This window comes from Mycolicibacterium komossense (assembly GCF_025822605.1).
Lineage (GTDB): Bacteria > Actinomycetota > Actinomycetes > Mycobacteriales > Mycobacteriaceae > Mycobacterium > Mycobacterium komossense.
In genome coordinates this window covers 291,703-309,083 of record NZ_JACKTY010000031.1, presented here as the reverse complement: position 1 = coordinate 309,083, position 17,381 = coordinate 291,703, and the positions used below count along the sequence as shown (strand labels likewise).

Annotated in this window: 15 protein-coding genes; 2 read left to right on the top strand and 13 right to left on the bottom strand. The window is 63.4% G+C overall.

The annotated features are described in order from the left end of the window. Positions 1 to 6: 6 nt before the first annotated feature. The 13 genes from hisD to H7J73_RS19220 all read right to left on the bottom strand — a co-directional run bounded on the left by hisD (position 7) and on the right by H7J73_RS19220 (position 15,270). Complete coding sequence (hisD, locus tag H7J73_RS19280) at positions 7 to 1,344, bottom strand: histidinol dehydrogenase (protein WP_264069173.1); 1,338 nt, start codon at positions 1,342 to 1,344, stop codon at positions 7 to 9. 284 nt (positions 1,345 to 1,628) lie between these two features. Then, complete coding sequence (locus tag H7J73_RS19275) at positions 1,629 to 2,357, bottom strand: SDR family NAD(P)-dependent oxidoreductase (protein ID WP_264069171.1); 729 nt, start codon at positions 2,355 to 2,357, stop codon at positions 1,629 to 1,631. Then, a complete protein-coding gene (locus H7J73_RS19270; RefSeq protein WP_264069170.1) occupies positions 2,354 to 3,337 on the bottom strand; it encodes a zinc-dependent alcohol dehydrogenase in 984 nt (327 codons plus the stop codon). The genes H7J73_RS19275 and H7J73_RS19270 overlap by 4 nt, the downstream gene beginning before the upstream one ends. A 79-nt stretch (positions 3,338 to 3,416) precedes the next feature. After that, positions 3,417 to 4,226 (bottom strand): IclR family transcriptional regulator, encoded by an 810-nt coding sequence (locus H7J73_RS19265; RefSeq protein WP_264069169.1) that lies wholly within the window; start codon positions 4,224 to 4,226, stop codon positions 3,417 to 3,419. A 164-nt stretch (positions 4,227 to 4,390) separates the two neighbouring features. Beyond that, positions 4,391 to 5,803: an LLM class flavin-dependent oxidoreductase gene (locus H7J73_RS19260; RefSeq protein ID WP_264069168.1), complete on the bottom strand. Its 1,413-nt coding sequence runs from the start codon at positions 5,801 to 5,803 to the stop codon at positions 4,391 to 4,393. Between the two features lie 40 nt (positions 5,804 to 5,843). Further along, entirely contained in the window at positions 5,844 to 7,052 is a 1,209-nt protein-coding gene (locus H7J73_RS19255; protein ID WP_435405529.1) for a GNAT family N-acetyltransferase, read from the bottom strand. Positions 7,053 to 7,087: 35 nt separating this feature from the next. Further along, complete coding sequence (locus H7J73_RS19250) at positions 7,088 to 8,092, bottom strand: ABC transporter permease (RefSeq protein WP_264069167.1); 1,005 nt, start codon at positions 8,090 to 8,092, stop codon at positions 7,088 to 7,090. Between the two features lie 10 nt (positions 8,093 to 8,102). Beyond that, positions 8,103 to 8,420: an ABC transporter permease subunit gene (locus H7J73_RS19245; protein WP_264069299.1), complete on the bottom strand. Its 318-nt coding sequence runs from the start codon at positions 8,418 to 8,420 to the stop codon at positions 8,103 to 8,105. Continuing rightward, a complete protein-coding gene (locus tag H7J73_RS19240) occupies positions 8,351 to 9,040 on the bottom strand; it encodes an ABC transporter permease (RefSeq protein ID WP_264069307.1) in 690 nt (229 codons plus the stop codon). The genes H7J73_RS19245 and H7J73_RS19240 overlap by 70 nt, the downstream gene beginning before the upstream one ends. Next, positions 9,033 to 10,706: a dipeptide ABC transporter ATP-binding protein gene (locus H7J73_RS19235; protein WP_276031499.1), complete on the bottom strand. Its 1,674-nt coding sequence runs from the start codon at positions 10,704 to 10,706 to the stop codon at positions 9,033 to 9,035. The genes H7J73_RS19240 and H7J73_RS19235 overlap by 8 nt, the downstream gene beginning before the upstream one ends. 10 nt (positions 10,707 to 10,716) lie before the next feature. Next, positions 10,717 to 12,534: an ABC transporter substrate-binding protein gene (locus H7J73_RS19230; RefSeq protein WP_264069165.1), complete on the bottom strand. Its 1,818-nt coding sequence runs from the start codon at positions 12,532 to 12,534 to the stop codon at positions 10,717 to 10,719. 66 nt (positions 12,535 to 12,600) lie between these two features. Beyond that, a complete protein-coding gene (locus H7J73_RS19225; RefSeq protein ID WP_308207431.1) occupies positions 12,601 to 13,857 on the bottom strand; it encodes an acyl-CoA dehydrogenase family protein in 1,257 nt (418 codons plus the stop codon). Between the two features lie 270 nt (positions 13,858 to 14,127). Beyond that, entirely contained in the window at positions 14,128 to 15,270 is a 1,143-nt protein-coding gene (locus tag H7J73_RS19220; protein ID WP_264069164.1) for a type II toxin-antitoxin system RelB family anti-toxin, read from the bottom strand. Between the two features lie 50 nt (positions 15,271 to 15,320). Here H7J73_RS19220 and H7J73_RS19215 point away from each other — a divergent pair, with 50 nt between their 5' ends. After that, a complete protein-coding gene (locus tag H7J73_RS19215; RefSeq protein ID WP_264069162.1) occupies positions 15,321 to 15,899 on the top strand; it encodes an OsmC family protein in 579 nt (192 codons plus the stop codon). Between the two features lie 288 nt (positions 15,900 to 16,187). After that, positions 16,188 to 17,009, top strand: coding sequence for a nitroreductase family protein (locus H7J73_RS19210; protein ID WP_264069160.1), 822 nt, complete (start codon positions 16,188 to 16,190; stop codon positions 17,007 to 17,009). The last annotated feature ends 372 nt before the right edge of the window (positions 17,010 to 17,381 follow it).

The following is a 17,381-nucleotide window of genomic DNA, read 5'->3' as shown; positions in this document are numbered from 1 at the left end:
GTCCAATCAGCGTTGTTCGAGTCGACGGGTGACGGCGAATTCGTGCGCGGGAAAGCCCTCGTGCCGGGTGAAGGCGATCACGGTATCGGACATCCGCCTGAGGGCTTCGTGGCTGGACTTGGCGACGGCGGTGCGCTTGCGGAAGGCATCGGCGGTGACGCCGCTGCTGACCTTGGCGTAGCCGCTGGTCGGCAGCGCGGCCGGGCAGCCGATGATGAAGTTGGCCATCGACACGGTGGTCTGCTGGCCGATGAGGACCTCGCCGGCGTCGACGATCAGGTCCAGCACGTGCTCTTCGTCGCGAACCGCGATCTGCATGTGCTCGGGGGCGAAGGCATTGGCGACCTCGGCGGATTGCTCTACTGAGGTGGTCAGCACTGCGCCGCCGTTCTTGCCCAACGCCACCCGTGCGTATTCGGCACGGTTGTCGGGCAGGTCGAGCAGCTGCTTGGCTACCTCGATCTGAACGGCGTCGATGAGCGCCTGGCTGTCGGTGACGAACAGGCTGGTCGAATCGGGGCCGTGCTCGGCCTCGTTGAGCAGGTCTGCAGCCAGTAGATACGGATCGGCGGAGTCGTCGGCCAAGATGAGCGACTCGCTGGGGCCCAGGAGCATGACGCTGACGGTGCCATAGCGCTGCACCTCAACCTGGGCGCAGGTCACTGGCGGGCTGCCGGGTCCGCAGACCTTGCGGACCTGGGGCACGGTTTCGGTGCCGAAGGCCAGCGCGGCGATGCCAGCCGGGCCGTTGGCGCGGAAGACGTCGTGGATGCCCAGTTCGTCGGCGACGACCAGCACGGCGGGGTCGACATCACCGTCCCCTCCGGGGATCGGCGGCACCACGACGGCGATCTTCTGCACGCCGGCCACCACGGCCGGTGATCCCAGCTGCGCCATCACCGACGGGTAGGACCCCTTGCCGCTGGGGACGAACAGTCCAGCGCTGGCAATCGGGGTGACCTTCTCGCCGACAGTCAGGCCGGGCTCGCTCTCGAAGCTCCAGTCCCCATGCTTGGTCAGCTGTTCGTTGAACGACTTGAGGTGCGCAAGCAGGTCGCGGATCGCGGTCAGCAGTTCGGGGCTGATCTTCTCCCGCGCGGCGGCGAACTCTTGCGCCGAGACGCGGATCCGGTCGGGCGTGATTGAGATCTTGTCCCACTTCTCCAGTGCGCGGATCAGGCCGGCGTCACCGTTCTGTCGGACATCTTCGATGATCTCCAGGACGCCCTCGCGCAATGCGGGGTCGAAGATCTTCGCGCTGCCGCGGTCGTTGAGATCGGCGCGGTCGGCGGCCGACATCTCCTGCCAGAGGCCGCGCTCGCGGATGGGTCGGTCGGTTGACATCTGCATGGCTCCAAGTGGGTCGGTGACTGAGGTGAGGCGGGCGTCACAGCTGCCCAACGTCTTGTATACGAGACATTGATCTCTAATGCAAGACAGAGCGGAAGATTGGCGCGGATTTTCTCGAAGGGGGACGACGAAGCTAGACGGGGCAGCGTAGATGGCGCGTCGGTATCGCTCACGGGGTGCAGGGGACCTGCTCAGCGGGTAAATAGCAGCACAAGTTCGCCGACACACCCAGAGGCTGTCGGCGTCGCGGACGCGGTGTCCGCACGACGGCGCGCGGACTAGAGGTTGCCGGCCCCCGCGATCGGGATGACGGCACCGCTGAGAAACGGTGCCTGATTGGACAAGAGGAACTCGACGGTGGCCCCGACGTCGGTGGCCTGCCCGAAACGCCCCGCGGGGATGCGTGCCAGCAGCTCGGCGCTGATCTGAGGGTCATCGAGGTACTGGGCCGTCATGTTGGTTCGGAAGTAGCCCGGACACACGCACGTGACGCACAGGCCCTGAGCGCTCCACTCCATGGCCAGTGTCGCGGCCAGTGCCGCCGCGGCTGCTTTTGAGGCGTTGTAGTCGGCGAAGTGCGCTTCCGGGCGCATCGCATTGACCGAGGCGTTCACCACGATCGCGCCAGGTCTGGCGAGCGTGCGGTGCGCGGCCTGCGCTCCGTGCAGAATGCCGACCACGTTGACGTCGAGCACCCGACGAAACGTCGCGGCGTCGAGATGCTCGGCGGGCTTGCCTTCGCCGTCGACGCCGGCGTTGAGGAATGCGCCGTCGAGCCCGCCGAATTCCCGCGCAGCGTCATCGAAGGCCGCGGTCACCGCGTCCGCGTCGGCAGCATCGGCAACACTGCCACCGACCGCGGAGCCGCGGGCCGTGGCGGCGGACACCGATTCCTCTCGTGTCCCGGTTACCCAGACCCGGTGTCCGGCGGCGGTGAGGTGCTGGGCGCACATCTCACCGATTCCGCTGGTGCCTCCGGTGATCAAGTAGCGGCGTGGCTCGGTCACGAGGCGCACCGGATCAATACCTTGATGGACTCGCCCATGCCGCCCTCGGCCATGAAGGCCGGAATCCGGTCGAGGTCGACGGTGTGGGTGACGATCGCGTTGTACCGACGGGGCTCCGCGGCCAGTGCAGCCAGGGCCTCGTCGATGTGCCGGTCGTCGAATCCGACACTGCCGATGACATGCAGGCTGTGTTCGACGATGGTGGCCGGCAACACCGTAACCGGCGCGTGGCCGAGGGCGATCAGCAGAACCGATCCGCCATACGCGGTGGCGGCGATCGCGGCCTCCAAGGAGCCGGGGTACCCGGCCGCATCGATCACGACCTGGTAGCGCGCGGCACCGTCGAGTTCGCCAAGGTCGGCGCCCTGAGAGCGGGCCAGGTCCGCGCGCCGGGGATTTGGTTCCACGACGGTGACACTGGCCTGCGGCCAGCGTCGCGACAGCTCGGCGTGCGCCAGCGCCCCAATCGGGCCATAGCCGAGAACGGCCACCGCCTCGGGCGCTCGGACCGGAAGCTGGTCGATCGCGCACATGACCACCGCCAGGGGTTCGGCGAGTACCGCATCGACGGTGTCCAGGCCGGCCGGCACCCGATAGAGACTGTCGCCGGGAGCGACCATGGCGCCCGCATACCCGCCGGGTCGGGCCTCTCCGAGCCACTGCAAATCCTCGGCGAGACGGTCGGATCGCAGACGGCCGTCCTCGACACGGCACGGGATCCGGGAATCGGCCACCACCCGGTCGCCGGCGGCGAACCCTGGGTGGCGAGACTCGCGCACCCGCCCGGCGACTTCGTGGCCCAAGGTGGCCGGCCAGTACGCCACCCAATCGCCGGTGCGTAGAACGTGCAGATCGGAACCGCAGATGCCGGCATAGTCGACGTCGATGAGCACCTCGCCGTCGGTGAGGTCGGACAACTCGCGGGTGCCGACGGTCAGCGACAGATCTTCGTTAAGAAGCAGTGCTGTGGTGCGGACCACTGCATTATCCGATTCTGTGATACAAGACATAAGTCTTGAATATCAGACTTATAGCAAAAGGGAAATAGGTGAGACGGCCTTAGGCGATCCCCAGCGCGTCTTCATCACCGTGGGCATCGTCAACGCGCGCGCCGAAGCTCGCTGAGAATTCTCCGGCTGTGGTCACGACGGTCCGCGCCATCTCCTTGGCCTGCTCGGCGGTCTTGGTCGCCGACATGTACGCCACGCCGAGTGCAGCCACCGCGCGGCGATCACGGGTCAGCACGGGACTGGCGATGCAGTCGATGCCCGAGGTGGTGGTCCCCTGCTCGTAGGCGTAACCCTCCTGGCGCACGCCTTTGAGGACGTCACGCAGATCCGACAGCGAGGTGGGCCCCTCGCCGGTTCGGGACTGCCAGGAGTAGCCGTCGTACATCGTCGACAGCTGTTCGACGTCGAGTCGGCTCAAGATCGCCCGACCCACCGCCGTCAGGTGCGCGGGGAGGCGAGATCCAACTTCTGTCACCAGGCGCACTCCGGGTGTCAAGGGTTCGCGCTTATCCAGGTAGATGACATCGGTACCCTGCAGCACGGCGAGATGCGATGTCTCGTGAGTAGCTGTCGTCAGCGCCAGCATGTAGCGCTGACCCGCCCGATGCAGTGGCCCGGAGCGCATGTAGGACGCACCGACTTCGAACGCCGACACGCCCAGAGTCCAGGCGCGCTGATCGGGCCAGTAGGAGACGAAGCGACGCTCGCGCATCACGTTGAGCAGGTGGTGGGTCGTGCTCTTCGGCAGGGACAGCGTTTCGGCAATCTCCATCGTCGCCATCGGCATCCCACGCCGGGCCAGCAGGTCGAGCACGTCCATCACGCGCTCTGCCGACTTCACACGACTTGTCGTCGCCACAGCCGTCCCCCTTCCTGCTCAGACGTCTCGTATGCAAGACCTTGATCTGCGATATCAGGGTAGACGACGTGAGCGACACAACCCCTTCGTCTTCTTCCGCGTCTCGAAGAGCTGGAGCCGGTGAGCGACAGCAAGGACCTGCGGGTAGCCGTGTCCGGAGTCGTCTACAGCAGCGTCGGCGCGGATGACGGCCTGCCGGAAAACGCACCCCGATAGCGAGCGCCCGGGTGGCTGCTCGGCAGCAGGGGACTGGTCCGCTCGAACAGCGACGCGCGTAGCGTCTGTCCTGGCACATGTTCGCGGAGTCGGCCGCGCTCACGCAGCACCGGGATCACGTAATCGGCCAAGTCCTGGTAGCTCTCATACTGCACGGCCGCGGAGAGGTTGAAGCCGTCGACGCCGGATTCGGCGGCGATTAGTTCCAGTTGGTCGGCAACGGTCGTGCCGCTGCCGACAATTGAATCCGAATAGGACACTCCACGCTCCGGTGCCAGCAGCCGTCGTAGCGTCCACTGTTCGGTTTCCGGGGCATCCTTGGTCAGGCTCGCGAGTATTGACCTGTTGCTATCGGTTTCGATGTATGACAGCGGTGCGTCAATGTCGTACTCAGACCAGTCGATCCCGGTGATGGCGGAGAAGTGGGTCAGCGCACCCTCCACACTGTAAGCCAGTTTGTATTTCCTGAGTTTGGCCTCGGCGAGCGCATCGGTCTCATCGGTGATGACCAATGCGCTGGCGACAAACTTGATGTCTTCTTCTGCCCTGCCGAAGGATTTGGCGAGTTCTTTGATCTTCCGGACGTTTTCGCGCAGCGCGGACGTGCTGTGGCCGGCGACGAAGACAACCTCGGCGTTCGCAGCGGCGAAGGCCCTTCCGCGCGGTGATGATCCGGCCTGGTAGATGACCGGCGTCCTCTGCACTGAGGGTTCGGATAGGGCCGCACTAGGCACTCTGTAGTACTTTCCGCTGTGGCCTATGGCGTGCACCTTGGTGGGATCGGCATATACGCCGCTGACCGGATCGCGGACCACAGCGTCGTCGTCCCATGAACCTTCCCACAGCTTGTACACCGCGTCGACGAAATCAGCAGCGATCTCGTAGCGCTCATCATGGGGCACCTGCCGCTCATGCCCCAGATTGCGTGCAGCACTGTCCAGTTGCGAGGTGACGATATTCCAGCCGATACGGCCGCCGGTCAGATGGTCGAGGGTGGTGAACTTGCGGGCCAGCAGATAGGGCTGCTCGTACGTGGTCGATACGGTCACACCGAACCCCAGAGCCGTGGTGACCGCGGCGATCGCGGAGATCACCAATAGAGGATCATCGAGCGGCGTTTGTGACCCGGTCCGGATCGCCGGATCAGCGCTCTTGGTGTAAGAGTCGAGCTGCCCCAGTGCGTCGGCAATGAAGAGTGCATCGAAACCGCCTCGTTCGAGCTGCTGGCCGAGCTCGGTCCAGTATCGCAATTCGGTGTAGTGCGGCTGACGGGGATCGGCGAGCCGCCAGAGCCCGAACGCGATATGCCCGGCAGTGGACATCTCGGTGGCGTTGAGGATGAGCTTCTTCGGCGTGGACATAGTGGGGCGCTCTCAATTCTGGGTGGATGGGCCGTGCGAGTCAGAAGGTTGTGCCGGAGAAGGGAAGTCGTTCTGTGCCGAACAGCTGGTCGGCGGCGTTGGCGGCGCCCACGGCATGCTCGGAGGCCAGGCCGGCCAGCGCCAGATGCGTCCAGGGAGTGCCGCCGAGGTAGCTGGCGGCGAGACCTCTGACATCAACTGTCAGTTCGGGTTCGTGCTCGACACGCCGGACGCTCTCGGCGCTTATTTCGAATGTTGCATTGTTAGCTCCGAGCAGCGGGTCGGTGACGGCGATGATCACCGGGCGGCCCGGCCCGTAAGCTCGGGCCGATAGTGCAGCCTGCACGTCGATGAGCCTCAGCCACGTCTCGTCGTGCTGTGCGCCGACAGTCGCGGCTCGCCGGTCGATCAGCAACGTCGGCAGCGGATCATCGATCGGCCGAGACTCGAAGGTGACGATATCGACCAAATCGAGGGTCAGCAGGTGCCGCACCAGGGCCAGGTACGCCGCATCCGAGTGTGCGACGAAATCGTCGACGATGACCTCGCGGTGTGCGCTGCTGAACCAGTGGCTCGGGTCGGCAGGCCGGTAGCTCGCATAGCCGATGTCCACCTCCTCCTGAGCAAATGTCACCAGATAGTGAGGTGCGCTGTCTCTTTCGCGCTGGGTGGCCCGCAGCGACCACCAGCCGTCGGTCCTGTGCACCGCGCCCGCCCAGCGGGCATCCTGGTAGATCGTGCGAACCAGGCCTGGGCCATCGTGATGATCGTCGATCAGTGTCACCGGTCCCGGGTCGGCGACGCCGGTGAGCAAGGCGCCCCGCGCGGTGCGCACGCTGATGCTGACTGCCGAGCTGGCTACTGCGTAGCCAAATCGCCCGTAAATCGTTGCCTCAGAGGCCCGTAACGTGGCCACGACCTCACCACGGCGGGCGAAGTCCTCGAACTGTGCTGTGATCAGCCCGCGTGCGATGCCGCGGCGCGCATGAGTCGGTAGCACACCGACGTGCGTTACCGCGGCGTGCGGGACGCGGTTGCCACCGGGAACGGCGAGCCAGCTGCTGTAGGAATCAGCTCCGCCGATGACGGTTTGATCGTCGGCGACAGCGCCGAGGAAGCGATCGGGTTCCAGGACCTGCACCGGGTCGAGCTGGTTTATCCCGGAAAGCCCGATCATGGCCCGGCCGAAGATGCGCAGCGCCTGCCCGGACTCCTCGGGGTGGCGCAGCGGCCGGATTGTGGTACTCAACGCGAAACTCCTTGTTGTTCACAGTGGTGGTGCGGTTACTCGACGTGCTGTAAATCCCGGCCCGGGTTGCGCAGCTGGGTGACGAGGTCGACCGTGAAGTTGCTGACGATGAATACCACTGCCGCAAACAAGGTGATGCCGATGACCACGGGATAGTCACTGCTGAGCGCTGATTCGATCGCCAACCGACCGACGCCGTCGATACCGAAGATCTGCTCGGTGACGATGGCGCCGCCGATGATGGTCGCCAACTCAAGCCCGCCCAGCGTGATGATCGGATTGAGTGCGGAGCGCAGCGCATGGTCGAGATGCAACCGGATCTCACCGACTCCCTTGGCGCGCGCCGACCGAATGTAGTCCTGTGAAAGCACTTCGAGCATGTTCGAACGGACTACTCGATGGAAGACGCCGATTTCGACGATAGCGATGGTGAGCCACGGCAGAATCAGATGTCTGACCCACTCCCATGGATTGTCGGTGAAAGGGACGTAACCGCTGCCTGGAAACCAGCGGATGCCGTATGTCGCGAGCTTGTAGTACAGGAAATACGACAGCAAGACGCCGACAACGAATGTGGGCAACGACAGCGCTAGGTAGGAGATCGCGGTCAGACCGCGGTCAAGGGCGCTGTCGGGTCGGCTTGCCGAAAGTACACCGGTGATCAGAGAGAATGCGATCCACAATGCCAGCGCGCCGAGGGCTAGCGATAGGGTCGCCGGGATCTTCTCCACAACCAGGTCGAAAACCGGCTGTTGGCGTCGGAACGAATATCCCAGTGATGGTGGCCAATTCAACAGGCCGATCGGTGTCCCGCGCACCTCGGGCCCCCTGACCAGGAAGTGCCAGAGCTGTTCGTACCACGGGTCACTGAGTCGCAGGGACCGCGAGATACCGTCGATCACTTGTTGATTCGCATTGCGGGGGGCCAGCGAGGCTGCTGGGTTGCGGTATGCGATGCGAGTCAGGCCAAAGGTGATCAGCAGGACGAGGAATAAGGTCAGTAGCGCATGCCCGCTGCGGCGGAGCACAAATGAAGTCATGACGCCCTTCTCAACGGCGGTGCGGGTCGAGCGCATTGCGCAGGCCGGAGCTGACGGTGTTGAAACCCACGACGATGACTATCAGTAGAACAATCGGTGTGATCAAGTACAGCGGCTGCACTTGATAGAGGCCCGAGGACTGCGCGTCGAAGACAATGTTTCCCAGACTGGGTTCAGGTGCCTGAATACCAACACCGATGAACGACAGAGTCGACTCGGCGATGATGTTCTGCGGCAACTGCACTGCCCAATACACGATTACCGTCGGCGCGATACAGGGCAGAATATCGGCGAAGATGATGTGAGCCCGGCTCGAGCCGAGGGTGATGGATGCCTCGATGAAGGCGTGTGACCTGATGTCCAGGACGAGACCTGGGTCAGCCGCGCGAAATAGGTCCACGCGAAAACGGTGATCACCACGATCACCAGGATGGTCGGGCTGACGATGGTCTCGCCGGTGGCGGTCCGGTTCAGTGTGACCAGGCTCAGTGCGGTCACGATGAACGGGAAGGACAGCACCACGTCGGTGGTCTGGGACAGAATTCGGTCGACTCGTCCGCCGTAAAAACCTGCCGCGACTCCTACCGCCGTACCGATCAGCATGGCGGCGGTCGTGGTGGGGATGCCGACGAGTAGTGAAGTACGTGCGCCGTACAGGCTGCGTACCAGGATATCTCGGCCGATCCCATCAGCTCCGAGCCAGAACTGTGCGGTGGGGCCGATGGGCACCCCGTCGGCGTTGAGAGCAATCGAGTGGAACTGTTCGTTGACGCCGTGGCCCACCAGCAGCGATACCAGTGGCGCAGCGAATGCTGCGACCATCACGACTCCCACAGTGATGAGACCCACGCGCACTGACGCCTCGCGCAAGGCGTTGCGTGCCAGCTCGTGTCCACGGCCTGTGGGTACCTCTGCCAGATGTGACGGGATCGCGATGGCGTTAGACATGGTGGGAATCCGCAGCTGTTCGATCAAGCCCACCACCAGGAATGGAATCGATCAGGCGGCGAGTGTATTCCTGTGCTGGCCGCTCGAATACTGCTCTGGTGGGGCCGGATTCGACAATCGTGCCTTCGGACAACACGACAACCGTGTCGCAGAGTGCAGCTACCACGCCGAGGTCATGTGAAACGAAGAGGATCGACACGTCGAGCTCGTCGCGCAGTTTGCGCAACAGGGTCAGGATCTGCCGGGCCGTGGTGATGTCCAGGGCTGACACCGGCTCGTCGGCGATCAGGACGGCGGGACTAAGGGCGATCGCTCTCGCGATGGCCACTCGCTGACGTTGCCCGCCCGACAACTGGGCGGGATATCGTGACAGCAATATCTCTGGCAGTTCGACCCGGGCGAGCAGTGCGCGCAACTGATGCTGCAGCTCGGCCGAAGTCGGCTTGGTGAAAGACCTCAGTGGTTCGGCGAGTGTGGAGGCGATGGTACGGCGGGGATTGAGGCTGGCGTAGGGGTCCTGGAAGACCATCTGGATATCGGTACGGATCGACGACGGCAACCGCAGCTGTCCATCACCGGGCGCGTTGAAGACCACATCGCTGAGTGAGGCGGTACCCGACGTGGGCCGGATCAGCCCGGCCATGATTCTCCCGATAGTCGATTTGCCTGACCCGGATTCTCCGACGAGCCCGAGGATCTCGCCGCGGTGCAGATTCAGCGAAATATCTTTCAGCGCCGACGTTTCCGTCTTGGTGCTGTGCTTTCCGTAGTGCTTGCTGACCGATGTCAATGACAGTGATACCGACCTGTCCTGTCGGGTCGGTGAGTCGGCGCTTGGCAGTTGATGGCGGGTAGCCGTGAGCAGTTGGCGGGTGTAATCATGCAGAGGATCCCGGTAGATCTGGGTCGCCGGGGCTGTCTCGACGATCTCACCGTTCCGCATGACCGCTACCGTGTCAGCGATATCGGAGACCACGGCCAGGTCGTGGCTGACATAGACAATGGCCGTGCCGTGCTCGTTCTGAAGCTTCTTCAGCAGCTTCAGGATCTCGGCCTGGACCGTGACATCGAGAGCGGTGGTGGGTTCGTCGGCTATCAACACCCGAGGACCAAGCGCGAGTGCCGCCGCGATGTTGACACGTTGGCGCATACCGCCTGAGAAGTGCACCGGGTAGTCATCGACGCGCTGGCGGGGATTGCGTATCCCCACCTCTCCGAGTAACTCGAGCACTCTTGCGCACACCTGCTTGCGGGGTACCCGGCCATGCGCGGTGATCGCCTCGCCGATGGCGACACCGATGGTCTTGAGGGGATGCAGATTGCTCTGTGGATCCTGGAACACGAAACCGATCTCTTTACCGCGAATCGACCGCAGCTCGCGCGGGCTACGGGTCAGCAGATTGGTCGAGCCCAACGTGGCACTCCCGCTCACCGATACGTGCCGCCCCGGTAGCAAACCCGTGGCCGCAAGCAGCGAAACGCTCTTACCCGACCCGGATTCACCGATGATCGCCAGGGTCGAGCCCGCCGCGACGGCGAAGTTGACTCCCTTGACCACTGGCGCCTCTTGATTTCGACCAAAGGTCACACGGAGATCCGACACCGCGAATGCCGTTGTGTTGTCCGTCGTCCCGCCGACCCCTGGTGTCTCTTGACGGGTCACCATGGTGCTCATATCAGCCTTGCACACCCACGTTGGTGATGTCGGCGTTGACCGGAACGTTGGCCCAGGTGAAATTCTTCAGCCGGTCGGAGGTGATGACCACCTTTCGCAGCTGGACAAGCGGGATCCACGGCAAATCCTTGGATACCAGCTGGTCTGCCTCGGTCCAGATCGGGCCGGGATCATCTGATCTGAATGCGTTGCGGCCCAGTTCATTCAGCTGTGGACTGGAATAGCAGATTGCCTGTGTGTTGCCCGGCCCGCACGCCGAGGCCTCGGAATTCAGCCAGCCGCCGAGCAGCATGCGGGTACTGTCCCCCTGCCAATCGGGGGCGAACCCCGCTGAGAGGTTGAGATCCCAAGGATTGGTCGGGTTCTGGGTGTAACCCCAGTACTCCCCGGATGGCACCTTGATCAGGTTCAGCGTCACTCCCGCCGCAGCCAGGCTCTCCTTGAGGGTGGTGGCGATGGTCTCCCCGATGGCGTCGCCCTGATAGACCGCGGTGAACGCCAGACCGTTCGGGTACCCGGCCTTGGTCAGCAGTTCCTTGGCCTTGGTGATATCTCCCTTCGACTCTGGCGTGGGGTACGGGTCGAACTCCTTGTATCCCAGGATCGTCGGGATCAGGATCTGGCCCGTCGGCTTGGCCACAGTGGGACCACCGAGGCTCTGCACCAAGTTGGCCCGGTTGACGGCGTAGACCAGGGCCTGCCGGACATCGGGGTTGCGGACGGCGATGGCGCCGGGAGTCGTCGCGGACGGTTGGGTGTTCAGTGTGATGAACTTGGCGCCGGCGCCGTCGGAGGTGTGGATATAAGGGCTGTTGCTGGCGGTGTAGCTCGCGATCGTCGCGATCGGTGGTGAAGCGAGGTAGAGCGAGAGGTCAGCCTCGCCGGTCTTGATCTTCTGGACCACCGCTTCCTCGGTGTTGGTGGTGAAGTCCACCGCGATCTCGTCTACGTAGGCTTTACGAACCGGGTCGGCATCCTTGTTGTAGTTCTTGACCTTGCTCAGCAGCAACGACTTTCCTGGCGTGTACTCCGAGATCTGGTACGGACCGCTGGACGGGTAGTGCTGCCGGAATTCGAGCGAGTCGCCGATGTATTTCGACGAGACCTCTTCAGGTAGTGGGCTGACGAAGTTCATCGCCAGGATTGACAGGAAATCGTAGTTCTTGGTGTCGGAACGCAGCACCAGTGTGTGGTCATCGGGAGCGCTCACACCTGGGATCTCGTGGGTATCGATGAACTCCTTGGAGCGGGCCGGGTCGCCCGGCTCGACCTTGGCGAATTCAATGCAGTACTCCGGGAATCCGGAGAAGATCAGGTTGAAGTAGTTGATCGCGGCGACTTGCTTGTTGGGGTCGCAGAACCGCTTGATGGCATAGACGAAGTCGGCAGCCACGATGGGCCGGGTCGCCGCCCCCGAGAAGTTGACGCCGTCGCGCAGGTGGAAGGTGTATGTGGTCCCGTCGGGGCTGACATCCCACGACTTGGCGAGGTCGGGGACCAGTTTGCTGTCGCTGCCGAGATCTTTGGTGCTGCCAGGGAAGGTGACGAGTTGCCTGGTGACTGCGCGCAGGATCTGCCACGAATCAGTGGTGTATCCGGTCAGCGGATCCAGGGCGTCGAGATCGGATTGCAAAGACGCGATACGCAGTGTGCCGCCGTAGCCGACCTCTTGCCCGCCGGGCCCGGCCGCTGAAGTCGATCCGTTGACGCTCTGTGACCCTGAGCAGGCGGCCAGTGTCACCATTGTGACGAAGGCCAGTGCAGCGACCAACGGTCGCTTCAGTCGATGAAGCGTGAACGCGCTTGTGCGGGTGTTCATTTCGTATCTTTCGCCAAGAAGTGGAGGCTCATCGGAGCCGGGTCGATATCGCATGCCGCTTAACGATCACACGGGATTTCCCGTCGAGCTGGCCTCGGCGGAATCGTTGAACGCCAGCGGTGAAGGCAAGATCTGGTTGAGGACGAAATTGCCGACTTCGCGCTGCCGATATGGCAGGGGGTCATGGGTGGTGTGGGTGCGCGCATTGCGCCAATAGATGTCCAGTCCGACAGAATTTGCCGTCGATCGGGCACCGGTCGCTTGGTAGATGTTTTGCGTGGCGTCTAGGGCGGCCTCAGTGGCAACCACTTTGGCCTGGTCCACCCGCAGTGCCAGCCGTCCCCACTGTTCGGCCGTCAGGCTGTCCGAGCGCAAGGCAGTGCTGAAGGTGACCGCGGCATCGTCGGCCAGAGCGACTCCCGCGGCGATCTGGGCGGACAGCTTGCCGAGGAGTTGCAGGACGTAAGGATCCTCGGTGGCCACCTTACTGGTGGCCTCCGGCCACGGCCTGCCCTTCTCCCGGATGTAGCGGGCGGCGGATTCCAATGCGCCCTCGGCGATTCCGAGGTACAGATGCGCGAAGATCAGGAAGCTGAACTGCGCGCGCAGGCCCTCGCGTAGCAGCTGGTCGCCGGGGTATTCCGAGACGCCGCGTAACACCTCGTCGTGCCTGATCACCACATCCTCGAAAGTGACGCTGCCGCTGGCGGTAAGGCGCTGACCCAGGTTATCCCAGTCGTCGCCGAACACCAGGCCTGCCCGATCCGGCGGGATCTGCGCATTGAGCAGGGTTCCGTTGTCGAGGAATCCCACAGTGATGTAGTCGGCGATGGCGACGCCAGTGGCGAAAGTTCTTGTCCCGTTGAGGATATAGCCGCCGTCATCGGTACCGGCCACGTCGAAACCACTGTCACGCGGATTGCTGACGCTGCCCTGGAACCAGCCGCTCTCGCCGACACCTCGGGCGATGAACTCCCACTGCTCGGGAGTGCCGAGGATGAAGGACCACACGCCGTTGGAGTAGTGGTAGAGGAGCAGCTGACCGATGGAACCGTCGGCCGCGGCGACGATCCGCCCCAAGATCAGCGCCTGTGGAAGGCTACCGCCGGCACCGCCGAATTCGGTTGGTATGGCGAACCCGAGGAGCCCGCTCTGGCGAAGCAGTCCGATCTCCGGAAAAGGGTTCTGATTGGCACGATCGCGTTGCACGGCGGTGCCGGCGAGTTCATCGGCAACGGCGGCCGCCCTGGCTCGCCAGCGTTCGAACTCGTCATCTTCGACGCCGCGGTACGGCTCGACCGCGGTCCACGACGTTGCGGTCATGGTGATCTCCTGTCTGAAACATGTTTGAGCTACCCCGGCGAGTGGGCCTTGAGGGCCGCACCGCTGATCGGTGCTCGGATGTCGATGGCTCGTTGCCTATCCGGAGGCGGTACACAGCGCTGCCTCGGTGACAAGCAGGCACCCAAGCGCAAGCGTCGAGAGGCGTGACATGCGTCGAAGTATTGAGCCAGCCTTGATTGAATGAAAGCTTTAGAATCAGCTCAATTTCATCCCCCGGCTAAAGCAGGGCTTTAGTTGGGGGTGTGCGCGTCAGTTGTGTTCGTGTATGAACACGATCGCTTCATCCGTGCCGAGGTTGCGGCAACTGATGATGCCGCCCGATCTGACGAGGAGACCGTCACCCTGTCGAAGAATAGGTCGATCCGATGACAGGATCACCTGGACCAGTCCCTGCCCGACCAGCAATACCTGGGTCGCTAAGGGATCAATGCTTGGAGAGGCCGCGCCACGTGGCGCGATCCGGGCGAGGATGGTGCTCAGCCGCAGCGTTGGGTCGTTGATCAGAAATCGGGTCGGCCCGCCTGCAGCGCGATGCCCGGGTTCGGTGGCTCTGGCCAGTTCGTAGCTAGGGGTTCGGCCGCGCAGCAGCTGGTCGATGGAGACGCCGAGCTTGTCGGTGAGTTCGACGATGGTCTCCAGGGACAATGCGTGTTGTCCGCGTTCAGTCTGCGAGATGGCGCTGCCGGATATGCCGATCAGTTCGCCCAGTTGACTCTGGCTCCAGCCGCGTTCACGACGGATAGCGCGCAGACCGTTGCCCAATAGTGAAGTGACACTGGGCGGCTCGACCACGATCTGGCCGGTATCGATCGTAAAGGGTAACTGCGCACCCCGCGTGTGGGTGCCCCTGCCGTCAGCTCGAGCGACCCGCAGGTTTCCCGTACGGACATCGACTACGCACTGTGCCAATGACTCGATGCCGGCCAACTCCTCGGCTGCGGTGCCGAACCAGTGTGCGATGAAGCCATTGGTCAGCGCGGCGTGGGCGATCTCCGCTACGAAGGACTCGAAATCGTTGCCGGCCCTGAGCTTTCGTACCTCTTCTAGGTCGACAACCACCAACGCGCGTTGCCCGGATTCAGTGGCCCGGCGCAGCGTGGCAACGACAGCGGACGACTCGGCCGCGGGACTGACGTGGCAAACCGACGCCAACGACATCGGTCCGGACACGGTCGCAATCGCGTACACCTGGTCGAATGACGCCGACCGCCCCAACGCCGACACCATGGCAGCGGTAAAGGCCGGGCCGGCTCCCGCACGTTCATCGAGGCGCCAGCAGATGTTCTCCCCCCAGTACATGCCGCAGAGCAATTCATCGAGCACAGGTATCGCGAACTGGGCGTTAGCCCCGCCGGCTCCGGGCCCCTCGTACTCCTCGGATCGTCTGGTCACGTTCGTCCTCTGCTGCTGTCCGCGCGGCTGTCGCCCGTAAAGTCTGGCGCATGGTGTCCGAACACGACAATCATCACCCCCCTCTGGGGAACAGAGCACCGACCGAAGATAGCGCCGTCAACGGGATATCAGCCGACGACCGAACCATCCTGATCGGTCAGTTGTCCGACGCCCGGACGGTCCGCGATTTCAGCGGACCCTGGGAGATCAAAGCGGCATGGACGGCCGGGTTCAAGAGCGAGGCCGAGGTCAGGGGTCACCGAATCCATTTCGACCAGCCCGGTGATATTCGGGCAGATGACACCGCCCCTACACCGCATGAATACTTCATCGCCTCGGTGGCCGGCTGCCTGATCGCCGGCGTCGTCATGCATGCGACAGTGCGCGGAGTGCAACTCCACAGTGTCAAGGTGACAGTGTCAGGAACATTCGAGAATGTGCTGCGCTGGGCAGGTATCGAATCGGAGGGAAACCCCGGATACCGTGGGGTCGAGGTGACCGCGGCGATATCCGGCGCCGTTGACGATGACACCATCCGAGACATCTGGGATCGGGCGGTTGCCGGATCCCCAGTCGCGCAGTCCGTGAATCGGCGCACCCCCGTAGTCTCGGTGCTGACCATCGTCTGACCGTCACAGCGTGACGGGACTCGATCAGAGGCGCGGATAGGCCCGTCGAAATCTCTTGCGAGGCTCTGTGTCCCGGCGGTCCGGTGCACATTCGGGCGGACCGACAGTGGCTCATGCTGCGGGCCAGGGCATCTGAGTGGCTTCCATGAGGTCGATGTGATCTCCGCATGGTCGGGGGAATGCTTGAAGTCTCGTTGATTGTTAGTAGCGACCAGGACTAGAGCCTGGCGATAGATTCCCCCGAGCCGAGATCAACAAGTTTGGTCTTCTCATAACCCGAAGGACGGCATGACCGACGGCTTCATCGGCGCTGCGTTGACGAAGCGCTACGGCACAGACTACGAACTTCCGCCGGAGATCGGGAACTCCACGATCGAGCTGTTGATTCGGCACCGCACGGTTCGGCATTTCGTCCCTTGCGAGCTTCCTGACGACGAGCTACAGCTCATCGTCGCAGCGGCACAGTCGGCTTCCACATCGGCCAACTTCCAGTTCGCCAGCATCGTGCAGGTCGAAGACCCGGCTCGGCGAGACCGGCTGGCCGACTTGGCCGGCAATCAGCAGCTGGTGCGCGATGCGGCGGTTTTCTTTGTCTGGGTAGCAGACTGGGCGCGATCGGTGTCGGTGGCCCGCGAGCATGGCTTACCGACCGACGGCGCCGAGTATCTCGACAGCACGATATCGAGCATTGTCGATGTCGCTCTGTCGGCACAGAACGCTGCGGTGGCGGCTGAATCGCTCGGGTACGGCGTCACCTTCGTGGGTGCGCTGAGGAACAATGTTGATGCCGTCTGTGATGAGCTGGGCCTGCCCGCGTGGACATTTCCGGTTTTCGGGCTCGCAATCGGCCTCCCAGATCCCAATGATCCGGCAGACATCAAGCCGCGGTTCTCTCAGGATGTCGTGCTGCACAAGGAAACCTATCGCAGTCTAGATGAGTCAGGGCTGCAGGACTACAGCGAACGAATCGGCAAGTACTACAGCGAGCAGGAACGGCCGGCTGACTGGGTGCTCGACCGCCTCGCCTGGCGGATCGGGTCCAGCGAAGGACTGCACGGCCGGCATCGGATGCGAGAGTCGTTCCAACGTCAGGGTTTCCCAATCCGCTGAGAACCAGTCGGCAATGGTCACGGTGTGTTTGCGTAACAGAGTCGCCAAGCATCTCCCGGCTGCCGCGCAGGGTTCTTCCCCGACGGGCCGTGACTCTTGGCGACGACGGTGCGAGCTCTGAACCTGACTGACCATATCCGCGTCGGCAGCATCACGAAGTCGTTCACTGCCAAAGTGATTTGTGTCAGACGAGTTCGAGCAGCGGGAGGATCAATGCGCTACGTACTCGGCCTCGTCTATCGGCGGCCACCCGCCGAGGGTGACCTTGCCGGCCCCCAAGGTCCGCAGTTCGTTGATCCGCTCCGCAACCTGCGTGGCACTGCCTACCAGATCGGTGCCGCTGGCCGTGGGATGGGTGTGGCCCTACGACGG

Excerpts from the sequence above, each read along its gene's own strand:
- H7J73_RS19250 (WP_264069167.1), bottom strand. The coding sequence starts at position 8,092 with ATGACTTCATTTGTGCTCCGCCGCAGCGGGCATGCGCTACTGACCTTA.
- H7J73_RS19215 (WP_264069162.1), top strand. The coding sequence starts at position 15,321 with ATGGTGTCCGAACACGACAATCATCACCCCCCTCTGGGGAACAGAGCA.
- H7J73_RS19230 (WP_264069165.1), bottom strand. The coding sequence starts at position 12,534 with ATGAACACCCGCACAAGCGCGTTCACGCTTCATCGACTGAAGCGACCG.
- H7J73_RS19210 (WP_264069160.1), top strand. The coding sequence starts at position 16,188 with ATGACCGACGGCTTCATCGGCGCTGCGTTGACGAAGCGCTACGGCACA.
- H7J73_RS19240 (WP_264069307.1), bottom strand. The coding sequence starts at position 9,040 with ATGTCTAACGCCATCGCGATCCCGTCACATCTGGCAGAGGTACCCACA.
- H7J73_RS19235 (WP_276031499.1), bottom strand. The coding sequence starts at position 10,706 with ATGGTGACCCGTCAAGAGACACCAGGGGTCGGCGGGACGACGGACAAC.
- hisD (WP_264069173.1), bottom strand. The coding sequence starts at position 1,344 with ATGTCAACCGACCGACCCATCCGCGAGCGCGGCCTCTGGCAGGAGATG.
- H7J73_RS19260 (WP_264069168.1), bottom strand. The coding sequence starts at position 5,803 with ATGTCCACGCCGAAGAAGCTCATCCTCAACGCCACCGAGATGTCCACT.
- H7J73_RS19225 (WP_308207431.1), bottom strand. The coding sequence starts at position 13,857 with ATGACCGCAACGTCGTGGACCGCGGTCGAGCCGTACCGCGGCGTCGAA.